Origin of the sequence: Veillonella sp. 3627 (assembly GCF_003992195.1) — a bacterium.
GTDB lineage: Bacteria > Bacillota > Negativicutes > Veillonellales > Veillonellaceae > F0422.
This window is the reverse complement of the sequence record NZ_RQVG01000008.1, coordinates 90,519-110,493: the sequence shown is the minus strand read 5'-3', so window position 1 is coordinate 110,493 and position 19,975 is coordinate 90,519. Positions and strand designations below refer to the sequence as shown.

Sequence of the window (19,975 nt, the reverse complement as noted above, 5' to 3'; positions counted from 1 at the left end):
AATTTATTAGTAAAAATTTTACAAAATTCTTTGAAATAAAAAAATATTCAAGGGGATTTGATGTTGGAAGCAATTTAATCAGGCAAGATAGATCAGAAGAATTTGATAATAAAGATATTCAAAAAGTTATCAAAGTTGCAGGCATAAGAGCTGATCGAGCGGTTTCTAATGATGATAGGAACCATGTTTTATCCGCTTTAACTAGTAAATATTTCAGTTCATATAAAACAGCAAAAGATAAAAGTGAGTCAGTTTTTACAAGACTTGAAGAAACATTATTGGAAGCTGACCAAGAATTATATAAGATTTATAATGGAGAAAAAAGTGAAAGTGGAGAGCTTATTAATGGTATTTTTAGTAATGTTATAGAGGCTGTAAAAAAATATAGCGGTGCAGAAAATGGAATTGATATAGCAATAGAGTCATCTATTTCAGAGAAAAATTTGTTGCTAGATAATACAAACCTAAGTTATAGACAAGGAGGAAATTCCTCACTTCCAGAAACATATAATGGATTAGGGTATTTAAATTTAATTGGTATTGTATTTGAGATTGAAACTAAAATACAAGAATTATTTGAGAAACTAGCAGATATAAATCTCATATATATTGAGGAGCCCGAAGCTCATACTCACCCTCAGTTACAGTATATATTTATAAGGAATATTAAATCTCATATTAGAGAACATAAAAAAAAATTTCTTGAAGACAAGAATAAACAGTTACAGATTTTAATCACATCACATTCATCACATATCGTTTCTGAATGTAACTTTGATGACATTATATATTTAAGAAAGGATGGTAATGGGGTTGAAGCTAAGAGTTTTAATTCTTTAAAAGAAACATATAGTGGAGATGGGCAAAATGGGTTTAAATTTGTAAAGCAATATCTGACATTAAATAGAAGTGAATTATTTTTTGCAGATAAAGCTATTTGTATAGAAGGAGATACCGAACGTATACTAATGCCAATGATGATGCATAAGATTGATAAAAAAGAAAAGGTAAACTCAGATTCTATTCCACTATTATCACAGAATATTTCTATAATTGAGGTTGGAGCTCATTCACATATATTTATACCTTTATTTTCTTTTTTAGGAACAAAAGTTTTGTTTGTTACGGATATTGATTCTGCAAAAGCTAAAAAAACAATAGATAAAAATGGAAAAGAAAAAACTGTATATAAGAGCTGTCACCCTGATGAGGGAACACATACAAGTAACAAATCTATAAAAAATTTTTTTAAAGATACAGGAATTGATGCAGTGGATAATCAATTTAAGGTACTTGTAGAGAAAAAATCTGAGGATAAAATTAAAGATAATATGAGAATAGCCTATCAGATACCAGAATCTAATGGTGAGTATCAAGCAAGTAGTTTTGAAGATGCATTTATAGCTTTAAATAAAGATTTTATATTAAAAAATAAAGAAGGACTTTGTGAATATGGAGCTTTAAAAGATTTTGAAATTAATGAAATAGAAAGTGGCGACTATTATAAATTTGTATTAAATAAAGTTAAAAAGAAGCCAGCATTTGCATCAAGTTTATTATATTTCGATATAGAGGATGGGAATAAGGATGAAAAATGGCTAGTTCCACGCTATATTGAGGAAGGCTTATTATGGATACAGTAACTTTAGAAAAGGAAGTTGTAGAAGCTTTTGAATGTATAAAGAATGGTAAAAATTTTATTTTAGAGGGTGGAGCTGGAAGTGGAAAAACATATTCCTTAATTTCCTTAATAAATACACTGATAGAAGAATTGCCAGATATTAAAATAATATGCATAACATATACAAATAATGCAGTTGCAGAAATTTTATCAAGAATAGAAAATGAGAATATTTGGGTTTCAACAATACATGAACTTATCTGGAATCTTATCAGAAAGTATCAAAATGAAATTAAGGGTGTTTTAGTCGAACTTATTAATGATGAAGAAGAAAAGATCTTTAAAAAGCCGAAAGATTTTTACGAGGGTTTAATTTGTAAAGATTACTTTAATAATCTATATGTAGATTATGACGAATATTATTCTATGACTCCAAACCATGAGAATAAAATTAAAATTAGCCATGATCATATTTTGGTTATTGCAGAGAAAATATTCAAGAAATACAAAAAAATAGCAGATATTTTAAAGGATAGTGCAGACTGTATTTTTATTGATGAATACCAAGATACAAGTCCTTTAGTCGCTGATATATTGTTAAAACATCTTGAACAAAGCAACAAGACAAATGTAATTGGCTTTTTTGGGGATTCAATGCAATCTATATATGACAGCGGGGTTGGTAACTTAAATAAATATAGTTTGACTAAAATAGTAAAAACTCAAAACCGAAGAAATCCAAGAGTCGTAATTGAACTAGCTAATAAATTTAGAGAAGATGGTATTATACAAGAACCTTCAGTTGATATAAATGCACCTAATATGGAGAATGGTGCTATTATAGAAGGGGATATTAAGTTTTTATATGGTAATGGAAATGTTAATTTTAATTTTATAAATATAAAACAAAAGAGTGTTTTTAAATCTTGGGATTTTTCCGATGAAAAGCAATCAAAAGAGCTAAGGTTAACTCATAAGTATAATGCTGAAATGGCTGGATTTAAAGAACTATATGATTTATATAATTCTGATTTGATAATTACACTTATAAACAAGATAAAAGAAAAAGTTGATAAGGGAAAATTAGACAGTACTAAAACTTTGGGAGAGTTGTCATTAGCTGTAAAACCAACATATAAGAAAGTAGACTTACTGAATCAAATTAGAGAAAATGAAGTTTATCAGTCAATATATAGTATTCTAGAAGATATGACATGGGAAGAAGTTTGTGAAAAATGCAGAGTTACTAAGGAATCACTTATGTCATATAAATTAAACGGTATGAGTGGTAGATATGAAGCTAATTCTTATAGAGATAGGATTTTACGTAGATTAGATATATTAGAGGAGGTTATTGAATTATATTTAGCTAATAAGTTTAATAATTTCCTACGAATGACAAATTTTTCTATCCATAATAGGTATGATAAAATTCATATAAAGCAAGCGATTGATTATGTTATGGTTGAAGGTAATCAAACAATAGAAGATGTTTTGAAACTTGCGGAAGAAAAAGGATTACTCAAAGAAGATGAATTATTTGATGCTTATATTTTAAATAAAGGGTTTTATTTATGGGAGAGGATAAAGAAAATAACATTTAGTCAATATAGAAAAAGTATTTTATATTTAAAAGAATTTTCACCAATTTGTACACAACATAGTGTCAAAGGTAGTGAATATGATAATGTACTTCTTGTATTAGATTCCAATTGGAATAAATACGATTTTAATACATTATTTGGTAAAGGGTCAGTAAATTATGATGTTCAGCAAAGAACAAAAAAATTATTTTATGTATGTATAACAAGAGCAAAAAAGAACTTAGTAATATATATGCCTACTAATGATTCTGACATATTGAAAAAAGCAAAGGATCTTTTTGGGAACGAAAATGTTATGGATATTTCTTTGGTTGAATAAAGGAACTACCTATTTCTTACTTTCTTTTCTCATATAATGGCATATTTTCTAGGCTATAAAGCGTATCCACAATAGATTTTGGGATGGTATTGTAATAAAATAATCTGATTAAACAAATTTTCTACGTATTCTTTATAAGTGATGATTATAATCGCTTACATTTATATAGATAAATCAATTGAAAGAATCTTTAGAATAGAATTGGTGATCTCTCTTGGTATACCGTGTTAAATGCTCATTTTATGATTTTAATAATATTGGGGCTATAAAAGCTAAACTGGATGCTTTGAGAAATTTGTAAGAAAGTAAATAAGCAGGTTATTTTAACGTTGAAATCAACGTGCATCTAACACTATTGATAAAGGCTGTTGTTGAATATGTTGCAACATATTTTATCCAGCACATTAAACTTACTATCCTTCATCAATGAAAAATTTATTATTCCACCATAGTGGATAATATTATTTCGATTATTCGATTACAGAAATCCAAAGACCTTATATTGTTTTGACAACGTGGTACACTATGGGAGTTTGGAGGGTGAGCTTCTTAAAGGACTAGTTATTAACCAAACCAATTACTACATTTCTAAAAAGTAGGTAGGACGATGTCGAATTTGCTTGCATATAGTACTGAAGTACATACCGTATTTCAGTTATTTGGAAACCACGAAAATGATATAATAACAAAATAATGATAAAATTCTATTATATGTATTAAAGGATATATAGATGAGCGGGAAGAAGAAACAACAGAAAGCACCGGTGTGCGTTGGAACTACATATACCATAGAGATTCATGGGATGGGTAGTAGTGGTGAAGGAGTAGGTAGATACGAAGGGTTTATCGTATTTGTACCCTATGCTTTGCCCAATGAAACGGTACAAGTGAAGATTACTTTAGTAAAGAAAAATTATGCTGTAGGTGATATCGTATCAGTTATGACACCCTCTGCAGAGCGAGTGGACCCGCAATGCGAAGTATATGGCAATTGTGGGGGCTGCCAATTACAACATGCATCGTATACAGAATAATTGCGATTGAAAACAGAATCTGTAAAAGCTGTCGTCGAACGTATTGCTAAATGTGACCCAGAGTTGGTATTACCTTGCATAGGTCCAGATGAACCTTGGCGCTATCGTAATAAAATGCAAATGCCTGTAGGGGGCACCGTAGGTAATGTCCGCATGGGCTTTTATCAAAAAGGTTCTCATAGCATTATCAATTACGAACAGTGTCCTATTCAAGATACAGGCAATGATGATATACGTAGGGTTTGCTATAATGCCATGAAAGAACTAGGAATGGAACCTTATGATGAACATAGAGGAATCGGGGTAGTTCGTCATGTAGTAGGTCGTATCGGTAAAGAGGAATGGATGGTTATTCTTGTAAGTCGGATAGCTAGCATTCCTCGCGAATCGGAATTGGTAATCCATCATCCATGGCCCGAGATAAAGAAATATTGACGAAACAAGGTTACGAATTGGTAAAAGTCCAACCAGTGGATATGTTCCCGCAGACGTATCATACAGAAGCAGTGGCATTACTTACTAGGAATGGATCGAATTTGATTAATCATAACAGTTGATGTAGAATACAATTGAAGTCTTCATTACAGGAGCCACTAGAGATAGTGCTTCTATATAAATATATACATTTTATAAAGGAGGAGTAGTATGATTTGGTCATGTATCATTGGTGGATTGATTGGATTTATTGCTGGTAAAATTACTAAAAAAGCTGGATCTATGGGGATTATTGCTAGAATTATTGCAGGCTTAATAGGTTCTTCTGTGGGACAAGCAATTTTTGGCACCTGGGGACCAAGCTTAGCTGGAATGGCATTGATTCCTTCAGTTATTGGTGCAGTGATTGTTATTGCTGTGGTATCTTTTTTCTTTGGTAAGAAAAATTAAATAGTTTTATGGTTATTTCTTAATACTAGAACATGCTAAACATAAATACTATAACTAACTTTCATGCAAAATATATCCTATAGAAGCGGTTTATCACTGTTTTTATTACGTCACTTGCCGTATAATGATTACGGCAAGTGTTTTTTTATTAGAAAGGATTTAGTAATTTCATGATTATTTTATTCGGATTTATTCTATTGTTAGCTTGCTTAATTGTTGGTGTAAGACATGGTGGCTTAGGTTTAGCCGCTGTATCTGGTATCGGTCTTGCTATTTACGTATTTGTAATTGGTCTTGTACCCGGTAAACCACCAATTGACGTAATGCTAACGATTATGGCAGTAGTAACGTGTTCTGGTTTCTTACAAGCCTCCAAAGGCTTGGATGTCATGCTTGTATACGCAGAAAAATTTCTTCGTAGCAATCCAAAACAGATTACTATTTTAGCGCCGATCACAACATGGTTCTTAACTGTGTTATGCGGAACAGGACACGTAGTGTATACGATGTTCCCAATCATCTATGACATTTCTATCAAAGAGGGGATTCGTCCAGAACGACCAATGGCTGTGGCATCCATAGCTTCTCAAATGGGGATTTGTGCATCTCCAGCATCCGTTGCGGTTGTATCTGTAGTAGCTATGTTAGGGGCAGTCAACTTCCCAGCTAGCGTGGTAACGATTTTATCTATCACGATTCCAGCTACCTTCGTAGGCGTTATTGTTGCTGGGATCTGGAGTATGCGTCGTGGTAAGGAATTGGCGAACGATCCAGATTTCCAAGCACGTATCCAAGATCCTGAACAACGTGCCTATATCTATGAAGAAAATAAAGAAGCTAGTGTTGTAAAAGAACTTCCTCGCACAGCATATTGGGCAACTATCATTTTCTTACTAGGTATTTTGGTCATTGCTTTATTCGGTAGTTTCCCTAACCAATTATTGCCATTAGTTCCTAATGCAAAAGGTCTATGGAAACCATTATCTATGACTCCAACAATTCAAATTGCTATGCTTGTGATGGCAGCTTTAATTTTGTTGGTATGTAAAGTAAAAGTTAGCGATGTAACAAGTGGTTCTGTATTCAAATCTGGTATGATTGCTGTTGTGTCGGTATACGGTGTAGCTTGGATGGCAGAAACCTATTTTGGTGCCTATATTCCACAATTCAAAACAACTCTATCGAGTGTGGTAGTAGAGCATCCATGGACCTATGCACTTGTATTGTTTATCATTTCTAAATTGGTTAACTCTCAAGCAGCAGCACTTGCTATCGTGGTGCCAATGGGCTTAAGTGTAGGTGTAGATCCATTGATTGTGTTATCCTTCATACCTGCATGTTATGCATACTTTGTATTGCCAACGTATCCATCTGACTTAGCATGTATTGGTTTTGACCGTTCTGGTACAACACGAATTGGTAAATTTGTTATTAATCATAGCTTTATTATTCCAGGTATTATCGGAGTATTTACAAGCTGTGTTGTTGGGTATTTTATTGCTCACGCATTATTCTAATATGATGTGATGATATGTATATACTGTCTGTATATACATTCTAGTAGTACAACTATGAGCTTTGAAAGGCAACAGTACAAGGAGAAAGTAGTATGTTAAACAACAAGTTAGGCCTCATGAGTATCATACTCTTAGGGGTGAATGCAATTATTGGTACAGGAATTTTCCTGCTTCCAGGTAAAGCGGCTGCGTTGGTAGGCGTCAACAGTTTATGGGTTATCGTATTCGATGCTCTACTAGTGATGTCCATTGCCTTATGTTTTGCCGAAATGGGCGGTATGTTCAATAAGAACGGCGGTCCATATGTCTATGCAAAGGAAGCATTTGGTAACTTCGTAGGTTTTGAAGTTGGTTTTATGAAATGGGCAATTGCAACAATTGCTTGGTCTGCTATGGCAGTAGGTTTTGCTACTGCTCTTGGTGCGGTATGGGAACCAGCAAGTACAGAAATGGGTAAAAATGTGATTGCCACATTGATTATCGTGGTACTTGGTATCATGAATATCATGGGTGTTAAAATTTCAAAAATTATCAATAATATCGTAACTATAGGTAAATTGTTGCCATTAATTTTCTTCATCCTAGTAGGTATTTTCTATGTGAAAGGTGTTAACTTCCAACCAATGCAATCTGTGCCAGATATGACGCAAGCAAGCTTTGGAGCGGCAGCTTTAATTATTTTCTACGCTTTCACAGGTTTTGAATCTATTGCGGTAGCAGCGGAAGATATGGAAAACCCTGAACGCAATGTGCCAAAAGCAATTATTCTTGTATTAACACTGGTATCTATTGTATATATCTTAATTCAAGCGATTTGTATTGGTATCATGGGTGATTCCCTTGTTACATCTAAAACTCCTGTAGCCGATGCAGCCTTTGTGTTCATGGGACCTTTGGCGAAAGCAATTGTTACAGCAGGTACACTGATTTCTATCGGTGGTATTAACGTAGCATCTTCCTTCTTGGCACCACGTTCTGGGGTAGCTATGGCGGATGATGGACTGATTCCTAAAGTAGTATCCAAACGTAATAAAAAAGATGCTCCTTATGTAGCTATTATTGTCACTGTAGTATTTGCAGTTGTATTATCTTGGACTGGTAGTTTTGAAAAATTAGCAGCTATTTCCGTAGTATCTCGTTTTGCTCAATACTTACCTACATGCTTAGCAGTACTTGTGTTCAGAAGCAAACGCCCAGATATGGATAGAACGTTCCGTGTTCCAATGGGACCAGTGATTCCAGTATTAGCTATTGTAGTTAGTGTTTGGTTGATAACACAATCTTCTTTGGAAAAAGTATTCTGGGGACTTGGTGGCTTAGTAGTAGGTGCTGTATTGTACTACATTATGAATCGTAATGGAAAACAAACAGCTTAGTCGCCTAAAATAATAAGTTCATAAGATATTTGTGGGTTCTTATCATTAGAGGATTATAAGTAGGTTATGAATGATTGAGCGGAAAGCTCTACATAACATGTATATATAAAAGTAAGAAACATAGGTAGGCATGTAATATAGTCAGTTTTGATGGATACATAAAGCCTACTTATGTTTCTTTTTTATTTTCTTTTTATATACTGTATGAAATGCTCAATGTAGTGAATCTTTTCTAGAAATACACAAGCAGATGCTAGTTCTGGATTTTAGATAAAATTGTAAAAAGAATAACTTTCATTACTTTTTCATGTATATAGCTCACAAGTATGGTATAATAAGGATACTGTCTAAAGAAAACTATCCAGTGCAATACAGATTGGAGTGAGATATTTGCGTAAGTTATTTGCCCTATTGGGTATGTTAGTATTGGTGTTACCAGTTCTGTTTGGTGTCACGAAGGCTGCGAATGTGACAGATCTTCATTGGGTGACAAGAAATGATGCACCAATTCCTTTTGTGAGAATGGTCTTTAGTTTATCAAGTCCTGTTCATGCTACGGCTTCTATTAGTGCTAGTGGTACATCGACTACATTAGTGCTAAAAAATGCTACTCTAGCAGGAGCACCTACATCAATTATGATGGATGATGGTATTGCTAAAAGTGCTACACTTTCACAACAAGGACAAGATACGCTAGTAAAAATTGAAACACCAAAAGCTATTGATGTAGAAGATTTAAAAGTATTTACATTAAAAAAAGACACTGTAAATAATAAGCCATACCGTATGGTGGTGGATATTCAGAAAAAAGGGGTGGCTCCACGAGAAAACTACTATGGGAAAAAGCCTGTAGTGGAGGCTAAATCTGCTGTAGCTGCTAAACCAGTGGTAGCTACTACATCTGCAGAGGTAAAACCTGTTGTACCTAAGGAAATACCAAAACCAGTGGCTAAGGTGGAGAAACCTAAGGCAAACTCACCGGCAAAAACAGAATCCAAGGAAGGACCTAAAAAACCAATTGTCTTACCAACAATCCCAGAAAAACCAGTGCCACAATCAGTAAGTTATCGCACATCTGGTGGCATCAAGGGTAAGATTATTGTGTTGGACCCTGGACATGGTGGTAGTGATCCAGGTGCTATTGGACCAACCGGATTACAAGAGAAGCAAGTGACCTTGCCTATATCAGAATATTTAAAATCTATACTGGAAGCGAAAGGTGCTAAAGTTATCTTAACTCGTACTACAGATGTAGATGTGTATGGTCCACATGCAAGTGGTGTTGATGAATTACAAGCTCGTGTAAATGTGGCAAATGCTAATCAAGCTGATGCATTTATCAGTATCCATATTAATTCTTTTTCCAATCCTAATGTAGGTGGGATTGCCACCTATTATTTTGATGGATCTGAGCAGTCGAAAAAACTAGCTTCTTCTGTACAAGGTCAGATTGCTGATCATAGTGGATTTAATGGTGATCGTGGTATTCAACCAGGAAATCTGTATGTATTACGACACTCCTTTATGCCATCTATATTGGTAGAGTTAGGATTTATTTCAAATCCTAAGGAGGAAGGTCATTTAAAAGAATCATCTACACGACAACAATTTGCTAATGAATTAGCAAAAGGGTTGGAAATCTATTTTGGAGGTTAATTCATGAAACAATCATTACGCTATGGCTTAGTGGCTATGATGAGCGTTTGTGTCATTGCTTTGGCGGGGTGTAATTCTCAAGATTTGAAACTAGATCTAGGAAAACAAACAACCGTTCAATCGACTACATCAGAAGATAAAAAAGCGATGGATAAGATGACAAAAATTGTGGTCTATGTACCGCGACAAGATGGGAAAGGCGTAATGCCACAACCGCTTACGATTGATAAAGAGCGTAAAACGGTAAAAGATGCCATAAATTTGATGATTGAGCAAGATGGTCGTGCAGAATATCCAGTCTTTGCAAAAGGCACAAAAGTAGTCGAAACATCAAAACATGATGATACAGTCACAGTGGTTTTAAATGATGACTTTTTACAGGATGCTACAGGTTTAACAGCCACACTTCGCATTGCATCTATCGTCAATACAGCAGTGGAATTTGATGGTGTACATAAGGTGTATGTAAAGGTAAAAGGAGTGACCTTGCCGACTTATGGTAATATTGATTTAACGCGTCCATTGAAACAAATGAAAGATAAAATCGTAAAAGATTAAGTACTATGTTGGGGGACTCTTCATAAAGAGCCTCCAACATTTTTATACTTTAAATTCATGGTAATTTAGCATGAAAAAAGATCTACAAACATATTGTAAAAAGGGAGGATTTGATGATACAAAATTTATTAGAAGAGTTAGGGAAGAACTGGCCATTTTATATGCATTTATTGCTAGAGCATATAGGAATTACTTTTACAGCAGTCATCATTGCCACGATTTTGGGTTTGGCTATAGGAGTGTTCATCACACGGAAGCAAAAATTGGCTAATTCTGTTATATCCGTAGTGAATATTGCTTACACCATACCCTCAATTGCTTTGTTGGGCTTTTTGATTTCTTTTACTGGTGTGGGAAATACGACGGCTATTATTGCTCTTACCATCTATGCGTTGTTACCTATCGTGCGTAGTACCTATGTAGGGATTACCACTATTGATCCAAAGATTATTGAGGCTAGCCGTGCTATGGGTAGTACAGATAGGCAAATTTTATGGAAAATACAGTTACCGCTAGCATTTCCTGTTATCTTCGGAGCTATTATGAACATGGTGACTATGACCATTGCCTTAGCAGGGATTGCCTCCTTTGTAGGGGCAGGGGGTCTAGGTGTTGCCATTTACCGTGGGATAACTACTAATAATGAAATATTGATTTGGATTGGAGGCATTTTGATTGCTGTCTTAGCTTTGGTCATAGATGGCATACTAGGCTTCATGGGTAAATTAGTAGAACAGCACAAGATGCATACGGTAGTGAATAAAAAAATAGGCTATGCATTGGGAGCTATCTTAGTGATTATTTTTGGTGTCGTGGGAATGCAACAGTATAGTAAAAATGATACCATTCACATTGCATCAAAACCTGTATCGGAAGGATACATTTTGGCGGAAATCGTGGGTACTCTCATTGAGGCTGATACTGACTTGAAGGTTAAGTACACCCATGGTGTAGGTGGTGGCACATCTAATATTCATCCTGGCATGGTGCGAGGCGACTTTGATATGTATCCAGAGTATACAGGGACATCTTGGCAAGTCGTGTTAAAACATAAGGAAGAGTACAAAAATGACAAGTTCTCCATGTTGACTGGGGAATACAAGGATAAGTATCACTTCCTATGGAAAGGTATGTTTGGCTTTAATGATACCTATAGCATTGGTATTCGTGCAGACTTAGCAAAGGAATATGGTATCCGCACATTTACTGATTTGGCGAAGTATGCAGGACAGCTAACATTTGGTGCAGAATATGATTTTTTTGAACGTGAAGATGGTTATAAAGCGTTAGCTAAAGCCTATAACTATCACTTCAAAAAAGAAGTAGATATGGACAATGGATTAAAATATCAAGCCTTGTTTGATAAGAAAATTGATGCGATGACTGTGTTTACTACAGATGGTCAACTGTCTGATCCACGGGTTGTAGTATTAGAGGACGATCGAAACTTTTACCCAAGTTACATGGCAGGCATGGTTGTACGTGAGGAAACGTTGCAGAAACATCCTGAGCTAGAAAAGGTATTACATCGTTTGGATGGTATCTTAGATGAAAGTACTATGGCACAGCTGAATAAAAGGGTAGAAATTGATAAGGAAGACCCGAAACAAGTGGCAAAGGAATTTTTGCAATCTAAAGGATTGGTGGTGAAATAGATGAATCAAATTATAGAATATAAAAATATTGGAAAATCCTATCAAGGCAAATGGGTGGTGAGAGATTGCAATTTAACAATCAATGAAGGTGACTTTCTTTGTATTGTGGGTACATCTGGGTCAGGGAAAACGACACTCTTAAAAATGATTAATGGATTGATAGTACCCGACGAGGGAGATATTACTATTTTTGGAACTCGTGTTATTGATCAGGATATTATTTCTTTGCGGAGAAAGATTGGCTATGCTATTCAAGGGGATGGACTGTTCCCCCATATGACAGTAGCAGAGAATATTGGGTATGTGCCTAGACTAGAGGGTGTATCGAAAGAAGAGGTAGATGCTATTGTAGAACGCATGCTTTCATTAGTGGGCTTACCACTAGATAGTAAGGAAAAGTATCCTAAAGAATTATCTGGAGGTCAACAACAACGGGTTGGTATCGCTAGAGCCTATGCGAACTCGCCGAAGATATTGCTCATGGATGAACCATTTGGAGCGGTGGATTCCATTACGAGGTATCAACTACAAGAAGACTTGAAACATATTCATAAGCAAACGGACTGTACTATTGTGTTTATCACCCATGACATGCACGAAGCTTTCAAGTTAGGCACACATATCCTTGTCATGCACGAAGGTAAGATACAACAATATGGAACAACGGAGGAAGTAAAGAATCATCCGAGTAATGACTATGTGAAACAGCTAGTGGAGATGACGCGGTAGGGATATACAAATATACGGAAACATAGTAAAAGGGAATCCTTATAGGGGTTCCTTTTATTTTTGTTATCCTTTGGTCCCTAGTATGGTACAATAAGAACAACGTGTATAGAAAAGTGATATACAGATCTTATAGTTCAATTGCAATAGTATATCGTTATTATCCGTAACGGCATAGATACGTTAGTTTGTTATTACACAATGAAACGAGGTGGTACCATGCATAAGGATCCTTTTGAGGAATATATCCGTCAAGGTGAAGCTAGTCAATATGAAAAAGCTCAAGCCTGGAAGACAGCTATTGGTTTACAAGCTGTCGATGGGTTGACGCCGTCTGCCTATTTAGTAGACTTAGCAAAGAAGAATATTGAAGGGCAGATGTCCCTACAGGTTCTTCATACATTGTTGGAAAATTATTATGAATCCTATCCGAATCAAGAAGATAGAACAGCAGAAGCGGATATAGTATCACTTCGTATGTCGGAGTTGCTCTTAGAGAAAGCTTTCAGTTTTACGCCGAATGAGTACCTATCGATTCATAGACAATTGTTTACAGATATCTATGCCCATGCGGGCAGTATACGAGATTACAATATCACAAAAAAGGAATGGATTCTCGATGGCGATACGGTGACCTATGGTAGCATGTCTGAACTAGGGGCGACCTTACTCTATGACATAGAGCAAGAAAAAAATTTTTCCTATGCCAATTTGGATATGTCAGAGACGATTCGTCATTTGGCTACTTTTGTTGCCAGATTGTGGCAGATTCATGTATTTGGTGAAGGAAATACGAGAACGACCGCTGTATTTTTTATTAAATATCTCCGCACCCTAGGCTTTACAGTGACGAATGATATGTTCGCCAACTATGCGTGGTACTTTAGAAATGCCTTAGTACGAGCCAATTATCAAAATTTGAAACTAGGAGTGTATAGAACAACGGAATATTTAGAGCGTTTCTTGCAGAATTTGTTGTTAGACGAAAGCCATTTGTTATCGAATCGTTGTATGCATATTTATAGTACTAACGGGAACATACAGGAAGAAAGCATACAATATAATGACAATGGGTATACTATCAGCAGGGATGCTATATCAGATTATGATGCTACTTCGGAGAGTGAAACTGTGGAGGACATGCGCTGTCACATGGAAAATAGTACTACTGTACCTGAGGGTAGGGTATCGTCGCTTGACGAATTTGCTCTCATCAACAAATTAACCCAACACAGTATCTATAATCCTACGTACGTAAAGGTTGGTGTCGGCGATGACTGCGCTGTTTATGATACGCCTTGCGATGTGGATCAACTGGTCAGCACGGACATGATGGTAGAAGGCATCCACTTTAGTGAAAGCACAACCTCTCCTTTTGATGTAGGGTATCGATTGGGGGCAGCAAACATTAGCGACATAGCAGCGATGGGTGGCACCCCAAGGCATATGGTGGTGTCTATTGCAGTACCTAAGGGGCGACATACGTCCTATGTAGAAGAAGTGTATCAAGGTTTGCATGACATATGTGCGGAGTATAGTGTAAATATCATTGGCGGCGATACGGTGTCAACCGAGGGACCTTTTGTGATTTCTGCCACAGTGTTTGGAGACATTCCAACAAATCAATCTGTCCTACGCAGTGGAGCTCAAGATGGTGATGCAGTGTTCATCACGAATTGTCTAGGTTTATCTTATGTGGGTCTCCACAGTTTGTTAGAGGGCAGCGAGGACTATCCGGTGAGTAGGTCTGTCCATCAACGGCCCATTCCTCATATAGAATGTGGTATAATAGCAAGAGACTTAGGTGCCACGTCTATGAACGACATCAGCGATGGCTTGTCCAGCGAGCTTAACGAGATTGCCAAAGCATCGCAGGTGATTATTTACATTGATGAAAGTGCGTTGCCCATCCATCCAGAGGTTCAGGCCTATTGTGAAAGCCATCAGATGAGTCCTTATCTTCCTATGTGGACAGGGGGCGAAGATTTTCAGCTAGTGGGAACCATTCCAGCTGAGATGGCAGAACACTTGCCTACAGAGACTTTCACTATCATTGGGTATGTCAAAGCAGGCAATGCACAGGTATTAGTAGACCGTGATGGACAATGGATGAGAGTGGAACCTAAAGGATATAATCATTTGGATAAAGGAATACTATGAACACCATACAATATACAACACACTCCGTAGAGGAAACGTTGGCTCTAGGTTATAGCCTAGGGAATTTTATGAAAGACTATGAAAGTCCTATATGTATTGCCCTAGATGGCACGCTAGGGGCAGGGAAAACGCATTTTTCCCAAGGGATTGCAAAGGGCTTTGGAGTTACAGAAGAAGTGACAAGTCCTACATTCGCCTTGATGAACACCTATGAAGTAGATGGTTCTAACTTGTACCATTTCGATTTGTATCGAATGGACTCGGTAGAAGAACTGGAAACCATCGGCTTTTACGAATATACAGAGGAAACGAAGGCCGTTGTGGAATGGGCTAGTAAGTTTGTCAATGAATTACCAGATGCGACAGTGTGGATTGAGATTTCCATCGGTGATGATGGATCTCGTCAGTTTACAGTTCGTACGGACTTACTTTCAGAGGAAACATTACAATGCATAGGAGAGAACCTATGATTTTAGGAATTGAAACGAGTAGCGCCATTGCTAGCGTAGCGGTAGGAAATGACAAAGAAATACGAAGCGAACTCATTGTACAGGCAGGGCTTACTCATTCTGAGCAATTGGTGCCACATATTGAAGCGGTGCTGACAACGGGGAAAGTAAAGAAATCTGACATTACCGGCATTGCTGTAACCATTGGGCCTGGTTCCTTTACAGGCTTGCGCATTGGCTTGGGCACGGCAAAGGCCTTGGCTTATGCTTGGAATATACCCGTAGTAGGCGTGCTAACCACTGATGTGTTAGCCCAAAGTTTTATGTATTCTAACTATCGGGTATGCACTGTCATTGATGCACAAAAGAAACAGGTCTATGGCCGTCAGTATGATTGGAATGGCGCGGATATGATTGCTTTAGATACAATAGAAGTACATCAAGTAACTGAATTGTTAGAGAAACTAGTACAACTATCTGGAGATACTCCAGTGGTCATCGTAGGGGATGGTCTGAAGCGATTGGAAAAAGAATATGCTCTAGGTGTAGAAGCAGGTCGTATTGACCCTATTAGACTTGTTATCGGTCATGAATCGAAACAACGCCCACGGGCATCTCATGTTATTCAAGTGGCATTACCACAATTCGTGAGTGGTACGATTCCTGATGCGCAGTCCATTGAGCCATTCTATATTCGTAAATCGGAAGCGGAAGTGGTGTGGGATGAGAAAAATAAACACATCTTAGCTACTGGTAACTATGTGGAACCTACGGTAGTAGTCCGTGAAGCAGCAGGTGAACGATAATGGTCACATTACGAGAAGCCTTACGAAGTGATATTGAAGGTATCTACCAAATAGAGAAGGCCTGTTTTTCAACACCTTGGTCAAAGGAAGCTCTATTAGATGATTTAGAAGTAGAAGATAAGCTGTACCTTGTGGCAGAAGCAGAAGATGGCAAGATTATTGGTTATGCAGGATCTTGGCTAGTCTTGGATGAAGGACAGATTACGAATATTGCCATACATCCTGAACATCGTCGTGCAGGTTATGGAGCTAAAATGACTCGTAAGTTAACGCAAATGCTCCGTAAACAAGGTATGAAACATATTTTTTTAGAAGTGCGTGTCTCCAATATTGCGGCTCAAGCCATGTATCGTAGACTTGGCTTTACAGCGGTAGGAGTACGCAAACAATTTTATTCAGATCCAGTAGAAGATGGGCTGATTATGAGGAAAGAAATGGAGGAACTGGCATGAGTATCTACACACTAGCTATTGAAACTAGTTGTGATGAAACATCGGCAGCAGTGTTGCAAGATGGCAGAACGGTCGTTTCTAATGTAATTTCCAGTCAAGTACCCATACATAGAAAGTTTGGTGGTGTCGTGCCAGAAGTGGCGTCTCGACATCATATAGAACAGATTATGCCAGTTATTGACCAAGCTTTGGCAGATGCGAATGTAACATTAGATGATATGGACCATATCGGTGTCACTTATGGGCCTGGTTTAGTTGGGGCTTTGTTGGTAGGTGTGTCAGCGGCGAAGGCTCTATCTTTTGCAAAAGATATTCCCTTGATTGGCGTTCATCATATGGAAGGTCACATCTTTGCAAATTTCTTGTTACACCCTGATTTAGAGCCTCCCTTCTTGTGCTTAGTGGTATCTGGGGGGCACACTATGATTGTTCATGTGACAGATTATGAAAGCTTTCAGGTATTAGGACAAACACGTGATGATGCGGCAGGTGAAGCCTTCGATAAAATCGCTCGCGTATTAGGCTATCCTTACCCAGGAGGGCCACATATTGATGCATTGGCAAAAGAGGGCAATCCAGATGCCATCGATTTTCCACGGCCTTTATTAGAAAAAGGAAACTTCGATTTTAGTTTCAGTGGCTTAAAATCTGCGGTGCTTAACTATATCAATGGAAAACAACAAAAAGGTGAATCCATCTGTCATGAAGATGTAGCAGCCTCCTTTCAAAAGGCCATTACGGACGTATTGGTAGAAAAAATGAAAGAAGCGGCTCATACATTAGGAGAAACGAAGATCGCTTTAGCTGGTGGCGTGTCGGCTAACAGTGGATTGCAGCGAGATTTACAAGCCATGTGTGAAGCAGAAGGCTTGACGTACCTCACAGCAGGATCTATGTTGGCTACAGATAATGCAGCTATGATTGGTTGCCGAGCCTATTATATGGCACAAGCTGGTAAATTCAGTAACTACACTTTGAATGCAAAACCGTCCATTCCATTGGGCAGTGATTTGTGGAAAGGAAACCAACATGATTAGTTGGAAAGACAGCCTAGACAAAGAAACAGATTTATATCCTACACAACAGGCTTTACTATTGCAGTTCTCTGAACGATTAAGCTTTGGTAAAGCTATCAGTGAGCAAGGGGTGTCCCTCTTAGTGCAAGCTAAGGACGGACACCTTTTACTTAGTGGAGCGTTGGATAGTCGTCATACGGGGACAGTACAGAAATTAGACATACCCCTAGAGCATCCAATTCAACAGATATTAGATACAGGAAAACCTTTTGCAGGCCTATTGGAGTGGGAAGAAGAAACAGATAGTGGGATTACAGTAGAAACCTATCACGCTTATATCTATCCTATTGTAGATAATGGAGGCAAATGTATTGGTGCTTGTGCCTTTACTAATCCTGTGTCTGAAGTGTATTCTAATCGTTATGATGAATTTATGTCCATGGTATCACAGACTACGTTTCAAGGGATGTTAGTACCACAATTACAACAACCTGAGTTATATGATGGGATTTCCGTATTAGATGGAATTATTTTCTTTGAACAGGATGGAACTATTTTATATGCGAACCGTGCTGCGAAAAAATTAGGGGATATATTTGGTATCGACAGACGCATACAGGGTACATCAATCTATAGCAGCACATTGAAAGTAGGTCGTATTAAAAAGGCTTTAGAAGATAGACTAGGTACGATTGACGAAGAATTATATGGTGATATTGCCTTGCGACAAGTGATGATTCCCGTTGTTCTTGGAGTTAGATGGAAACGTGGTATTTTGGTGTTACAAGATAAGACGGAGCTTCGAAAACGGGATCAACAGTTACTAGTAAAAAATTCTGTCATTAAAGAAGTGCATCATCGAGTGAAAAATAATTTGCAATCTGTAGCGGGTTTATTGCGCATGCAAAGTAGAAGAAGTACTTCCGAAGATGTAAAACAAGCCTTACAAAACAGTATTCATCGGATTGAAAGTATGGCTCTTGTCCATGAAATCGTGTCTAATTTTGATGAAGACTATGTGGCGTTGCGCAGTATTATAGAAGAACTGTGGCGCTTGTTGCGACAAGGGTTAGGGTCTTCTGAGCAACGCATAGACATGGAATATATTGGAGAAGACATTATTATGTCATCTCACAAGGCCAGCTATGTGTCCTTGGTAATGAATGAACTCTTTTCCAATCTTTTTAAACATGCTTTCAAAGACAGAATAGAAGGTCAAGTACAGGTAGAGGTACGAGACGTAAGGGACGTTGGACATCATGACATGCTACACATTAGTATCCGTGACTCAGGCTGTGGTTTGCCAGACGATTTTGAAAGTACTAGAAAGGGCCATTTAGGATTACAGATTATAGAGAATTTAGTGCGAAATGAATTGGATGGAAGAATTTCTTGGACATCTAAAGGAACAGGGACTATGGTAGATATTTGGATTTATAAAGGAGAAGAGTATGCGCGTCTTAGTAGTCGATGATGAGTCGCTCATTCGCATGGACTTGCGAGATATATTAGAAAGCCAAGGTCATACCGTTGTAGGGGAAGGTTGTAATGGTGTAGAGGCTATTCAACTATGTCAAACAGTACAACCAGATATAGTATTGATGGATGTGAAGATGCCTGAATTAGATGGCATAGAAGCGGCTCGACAAATTCGCCATCAACGATTGGCTCCGGTGGTGTTATTAACAGCGTACAGCCAAGATGATTTAATCCAAAAGGCATCTCAATCCGGAGTGTATGGCTATTTAATAAAACCTCTACGAGAATCGGACTTAGGTCCAGCTCTACAGATGGCTATGGGTCGTTTTCAAGAAGAAGAAAACTTGCTAGAACAGGTCAAAGGATTGGAAAGTTCCTTAGAAGAACGAAAATATGTGGCGAAAGCGACCGGCATATTGATGGAACTACACGGATTCTCTGAGGAAAAAGCCTATGAAAAAATACGTGCTTTCAGTATGGATAAACGGATTAGTGTCGTAGATACTTGTAAGAAAATTATTGCAGCCCATGAAGCTAAATCATAAAAAAATTATGGCTGCTATGAAGCAAAGTTTTAACTATGAAAAAGTATTTAGTCAAAAAGTCAAAAAAGACTTGCAAAAATTTAAAAATGATTTATAATAATACTTGTGATTAGCACT

Annotated in this window: 18 protein-coding genes; all 18 read left to right on the top strand. The window is 37.2% G+C overall.

Annotated features, from left to right (window positions below):
• The coding region (locus EO114_RS05520) for an ATP-dependent endonuclease (RefSeq protein ID WP_127062000.1) at nucleotides 1–1,643 on the top strand (1,643 nt) is incomplete at its 5' end.
• Nucleotides 1,631–3,544 carry a UvrD-helicase domain-containing protein gene (locus EO114_RS05515; RefSeq protein ID WP_127061998.1) on the top strand — a complete coding sequence of 638 codons (1,914 nt, stop codon included), beginning with the start codon at nucleotides 1,631–1,633 and terminating at the stop codon, nucleotides 3,542–3,544. The genes EO114_RS05520 and EO114_RS05515, both read left to right, overlap by 13 nt.
• Nucleotides 3,545–4,275: 731 nt before the next feature.
• Nucleotides 4,276–4,578, top strand: a complete 303-nt coding sequence (locus tag EO114_RS05510; RefSeq protein ID WP_127061996.1) for a TRAM domain-containing protein — start codon at nucleotides 4,276–4,278, stop codon at nucleotides 4,576–4,578.
• Between the two features lie 6 nt (nucleotides 4,579–4,584).
• Nucleotides 4,585–5,013, top strand: coding sequence for a hypothetical protein (locus EO114_RS05505; RefSeq protein WP_127061994.1), 429 nt, complete (start codon nucleotides 4,585–4,587; stop codon nucleotides 5,011–5,013).
• A gap of 210 nt (nucleotides 5,014–5,223) precedes the next feature.
• Nucleotides 5,224–5,463, top strand: a complete 240-nt coding sequence (locus EO114_RS05500) for a GlsB/YeaQ/YmgE family stress response membrane protein (RefSeq protein ID WP_127061992.1) — start codon at nucleotides 5,224–5,226, stop codon at nucleotides 5,461–5,463.
• 170 nt (nucleotides 5,464–5,633) lie between these two features.
• Nucleotides 5,634–6,980: an anaerobic C4-dicarboxylate transporter gene (locus tag EO114_RS05495; protein ID WP_127061990.1), complete on the top strand. Its 1,347-nt coding sequence runs from the start codon at nucleotides 5,634–5,636 to the stop codon at nucleotides 6,978–6,980.
• A gap of 92 nt (nucleotides 6,981–7,072) precedes the next feature.
• Complete coding sequence (locus tag EO114_RS05490) at nucleotides 7,073–8,356, top strand: APC family permease (RefSeq protein WP_062403123.1); 1,284 nt, start codon at nucleotides 7,073–7,075, stop codon at nucleotides 8,354–8,356.
• A gap of 390 nt (nucleotides 8,357–8,746) precedes the next feature.
• Nucleotides 8,747–10,012 carry an N-acetylmuramoyl-L-alanine amidase gene (locus EO114_RS05485; protein WP_127011104.1) on the top strand — a complete coding sequence of 422 codons (1,266 nt, stop codon included), beginning with the start codon at nucleotides 8,747–8,749 and terminating at the stop codon, nucleotides 10,010–10,012.
• Between the two features lie 3 nt (nucleotides 10,013–10,015).
• Entirely contained in the window at nucleotides 10,016–10,570 is a 555-nt protein-coding gene (locus EO114_RS05480; RefSeq protein WP_009353602.1) for a GerMN domain-containing protein, read from the top strand.
• A 113-nt stretch (nucleotides 10,571–10,683) separates the two neighbouring features.
• The gene (locus EO114_RS05475; protein ID WP_127061988.1) at nucleotides 10,684–12,225 is read left to right on the top strand and encodes a glycine betaine ABC transporter substrate-binding protein; all 1,542 of its coding nucleotides are present in this window, start codon (nucleotides 10,684–10,686) and stop codon (nucleotides 12,223–12,225) included.
• The gene (locus tag EO114_RS05470; RefSeq protein ID WP_127061986.1) at nucleotides 12,226–12,954 is read left to right on the top strand and encodes an ABC transporter ATP-binding protein; all 729 of its coding nucleotides are present in this window, start codon (nucleotides 12,226–12,228) and stop codon (nucleotides 12,952–12,954) included.
• A 216-nt stretch (nucleotides 12,955–13,170) separates the two neighbouring features.
• A complete protein-coding gene (thiL, locus tag EO114_RS05465; protein ID WP_206168668.1) occupies nucleotides 13,171–15,111 on the top strand; it encodes a thiamine-phosphate kinase in 1,941 nt (646 codons plus the stop codon).
• Nucleotides 15,108–15,581 carry a tRNA (adenosine(37)-N6)-threonylcarbamoyltransferase complex ATPase subunit type 1 TsaE gene (gene tsaE, locus EO114_RS05460; RefSeq protein ID WP_127061982.1) on the top strand — a complete coding sequence of 158 codons (474 nt, stop codon included), beginning with the start codon at nucleotides 15,108–15,110 and terminating at the stop codon, nucleotides 15,579–15,581. Before thiL ends, tsaE begins: the two co-directional genes overlap by 4 nt.
• Nucleotides 15,578–16,366, top strand: a complete 789-nt coding sequence (gene tsaB / locus EO114_RS05455; RefSeq protein ID WP_164723774.1) for a tRNA (adenosine(37)-N6)-threonylcarbamoyltransferase complex dimerization subunit type 1 TsaB — start codon at nucleotides 15,578–15,580, stop codon at nucleotides 16,364–16,366. The genes tsaE and tsaB overlap by 4 nt, the downstream gene beginning before the upstream one ends.
• The gene (gene rimI / locus EO114_RS05450) at nucleotides 16,366–16,818 is read left to right on the top strand and encodes a ribosomal protein S18-alanine N-acetyltransferase (RefSeq protein ID WP_127061978.1); all 453 of its coding nucleotides are present in this window, start codon (nucleotides 16,366–16,368) and stop codon (nucleotides 16,816–16,818) included. Before tsaB ends, rimI begins: the two co-directional genes overlap by 1 nt.
• Nucleotides 16,815–17,855 carry a tRNA (adenosine(37)-N6)-threonylcarbamoyltransferase complex transferase subunit TsaD gene (gene tsaD / locus EO114_RS05445; RefSeq protein WP_127061975.1) on the top strand — a complete coding sequence of 347 codons (1,041 nt, stop codon included), beginning with the start codon at nucleotides 16,815–16,817 and terminating at the stop codon, nucleotides 17,853–17,855. The genes rimI and tsaD overlap by 4 nt, the downstream gene beginning before the upstream one ends.
• The gene (locus EO114_RS05440) at nucleotides 17,848–19,308 is read left to right on the top strand and encodes a sensor histidine kinase (protein WP_164723773.1); all 1,461 of its coding nucleotides are present in this window, start codon (nucleotides 17,848–17,850) and stop codon (nucleotides 19,306–19,308) included. Before tsaD ends, EO114_RS05440 begins: the two co-directional genes overlap by 8 nt.
• Nucleotides 19,286–19,858 carry an ANTAR domain-containing response regulator gene (locus EO114_RS05435; protein WP_127061971.1) on the top strand — a complete coding sequence of 191 codons (573 nt, stop codon included), beginning with the start codon at nucleotides 19,286–19,288 and terminating at the stop codon, nucleotides 19,856–19,858. Before EO114_RS05440 ends, EO114_RS05435 begins: the two co-directional genes overlap by 23 nt.
• Nucleotides 19,859–19,975 lie beyond the last annotated feature (117 nt).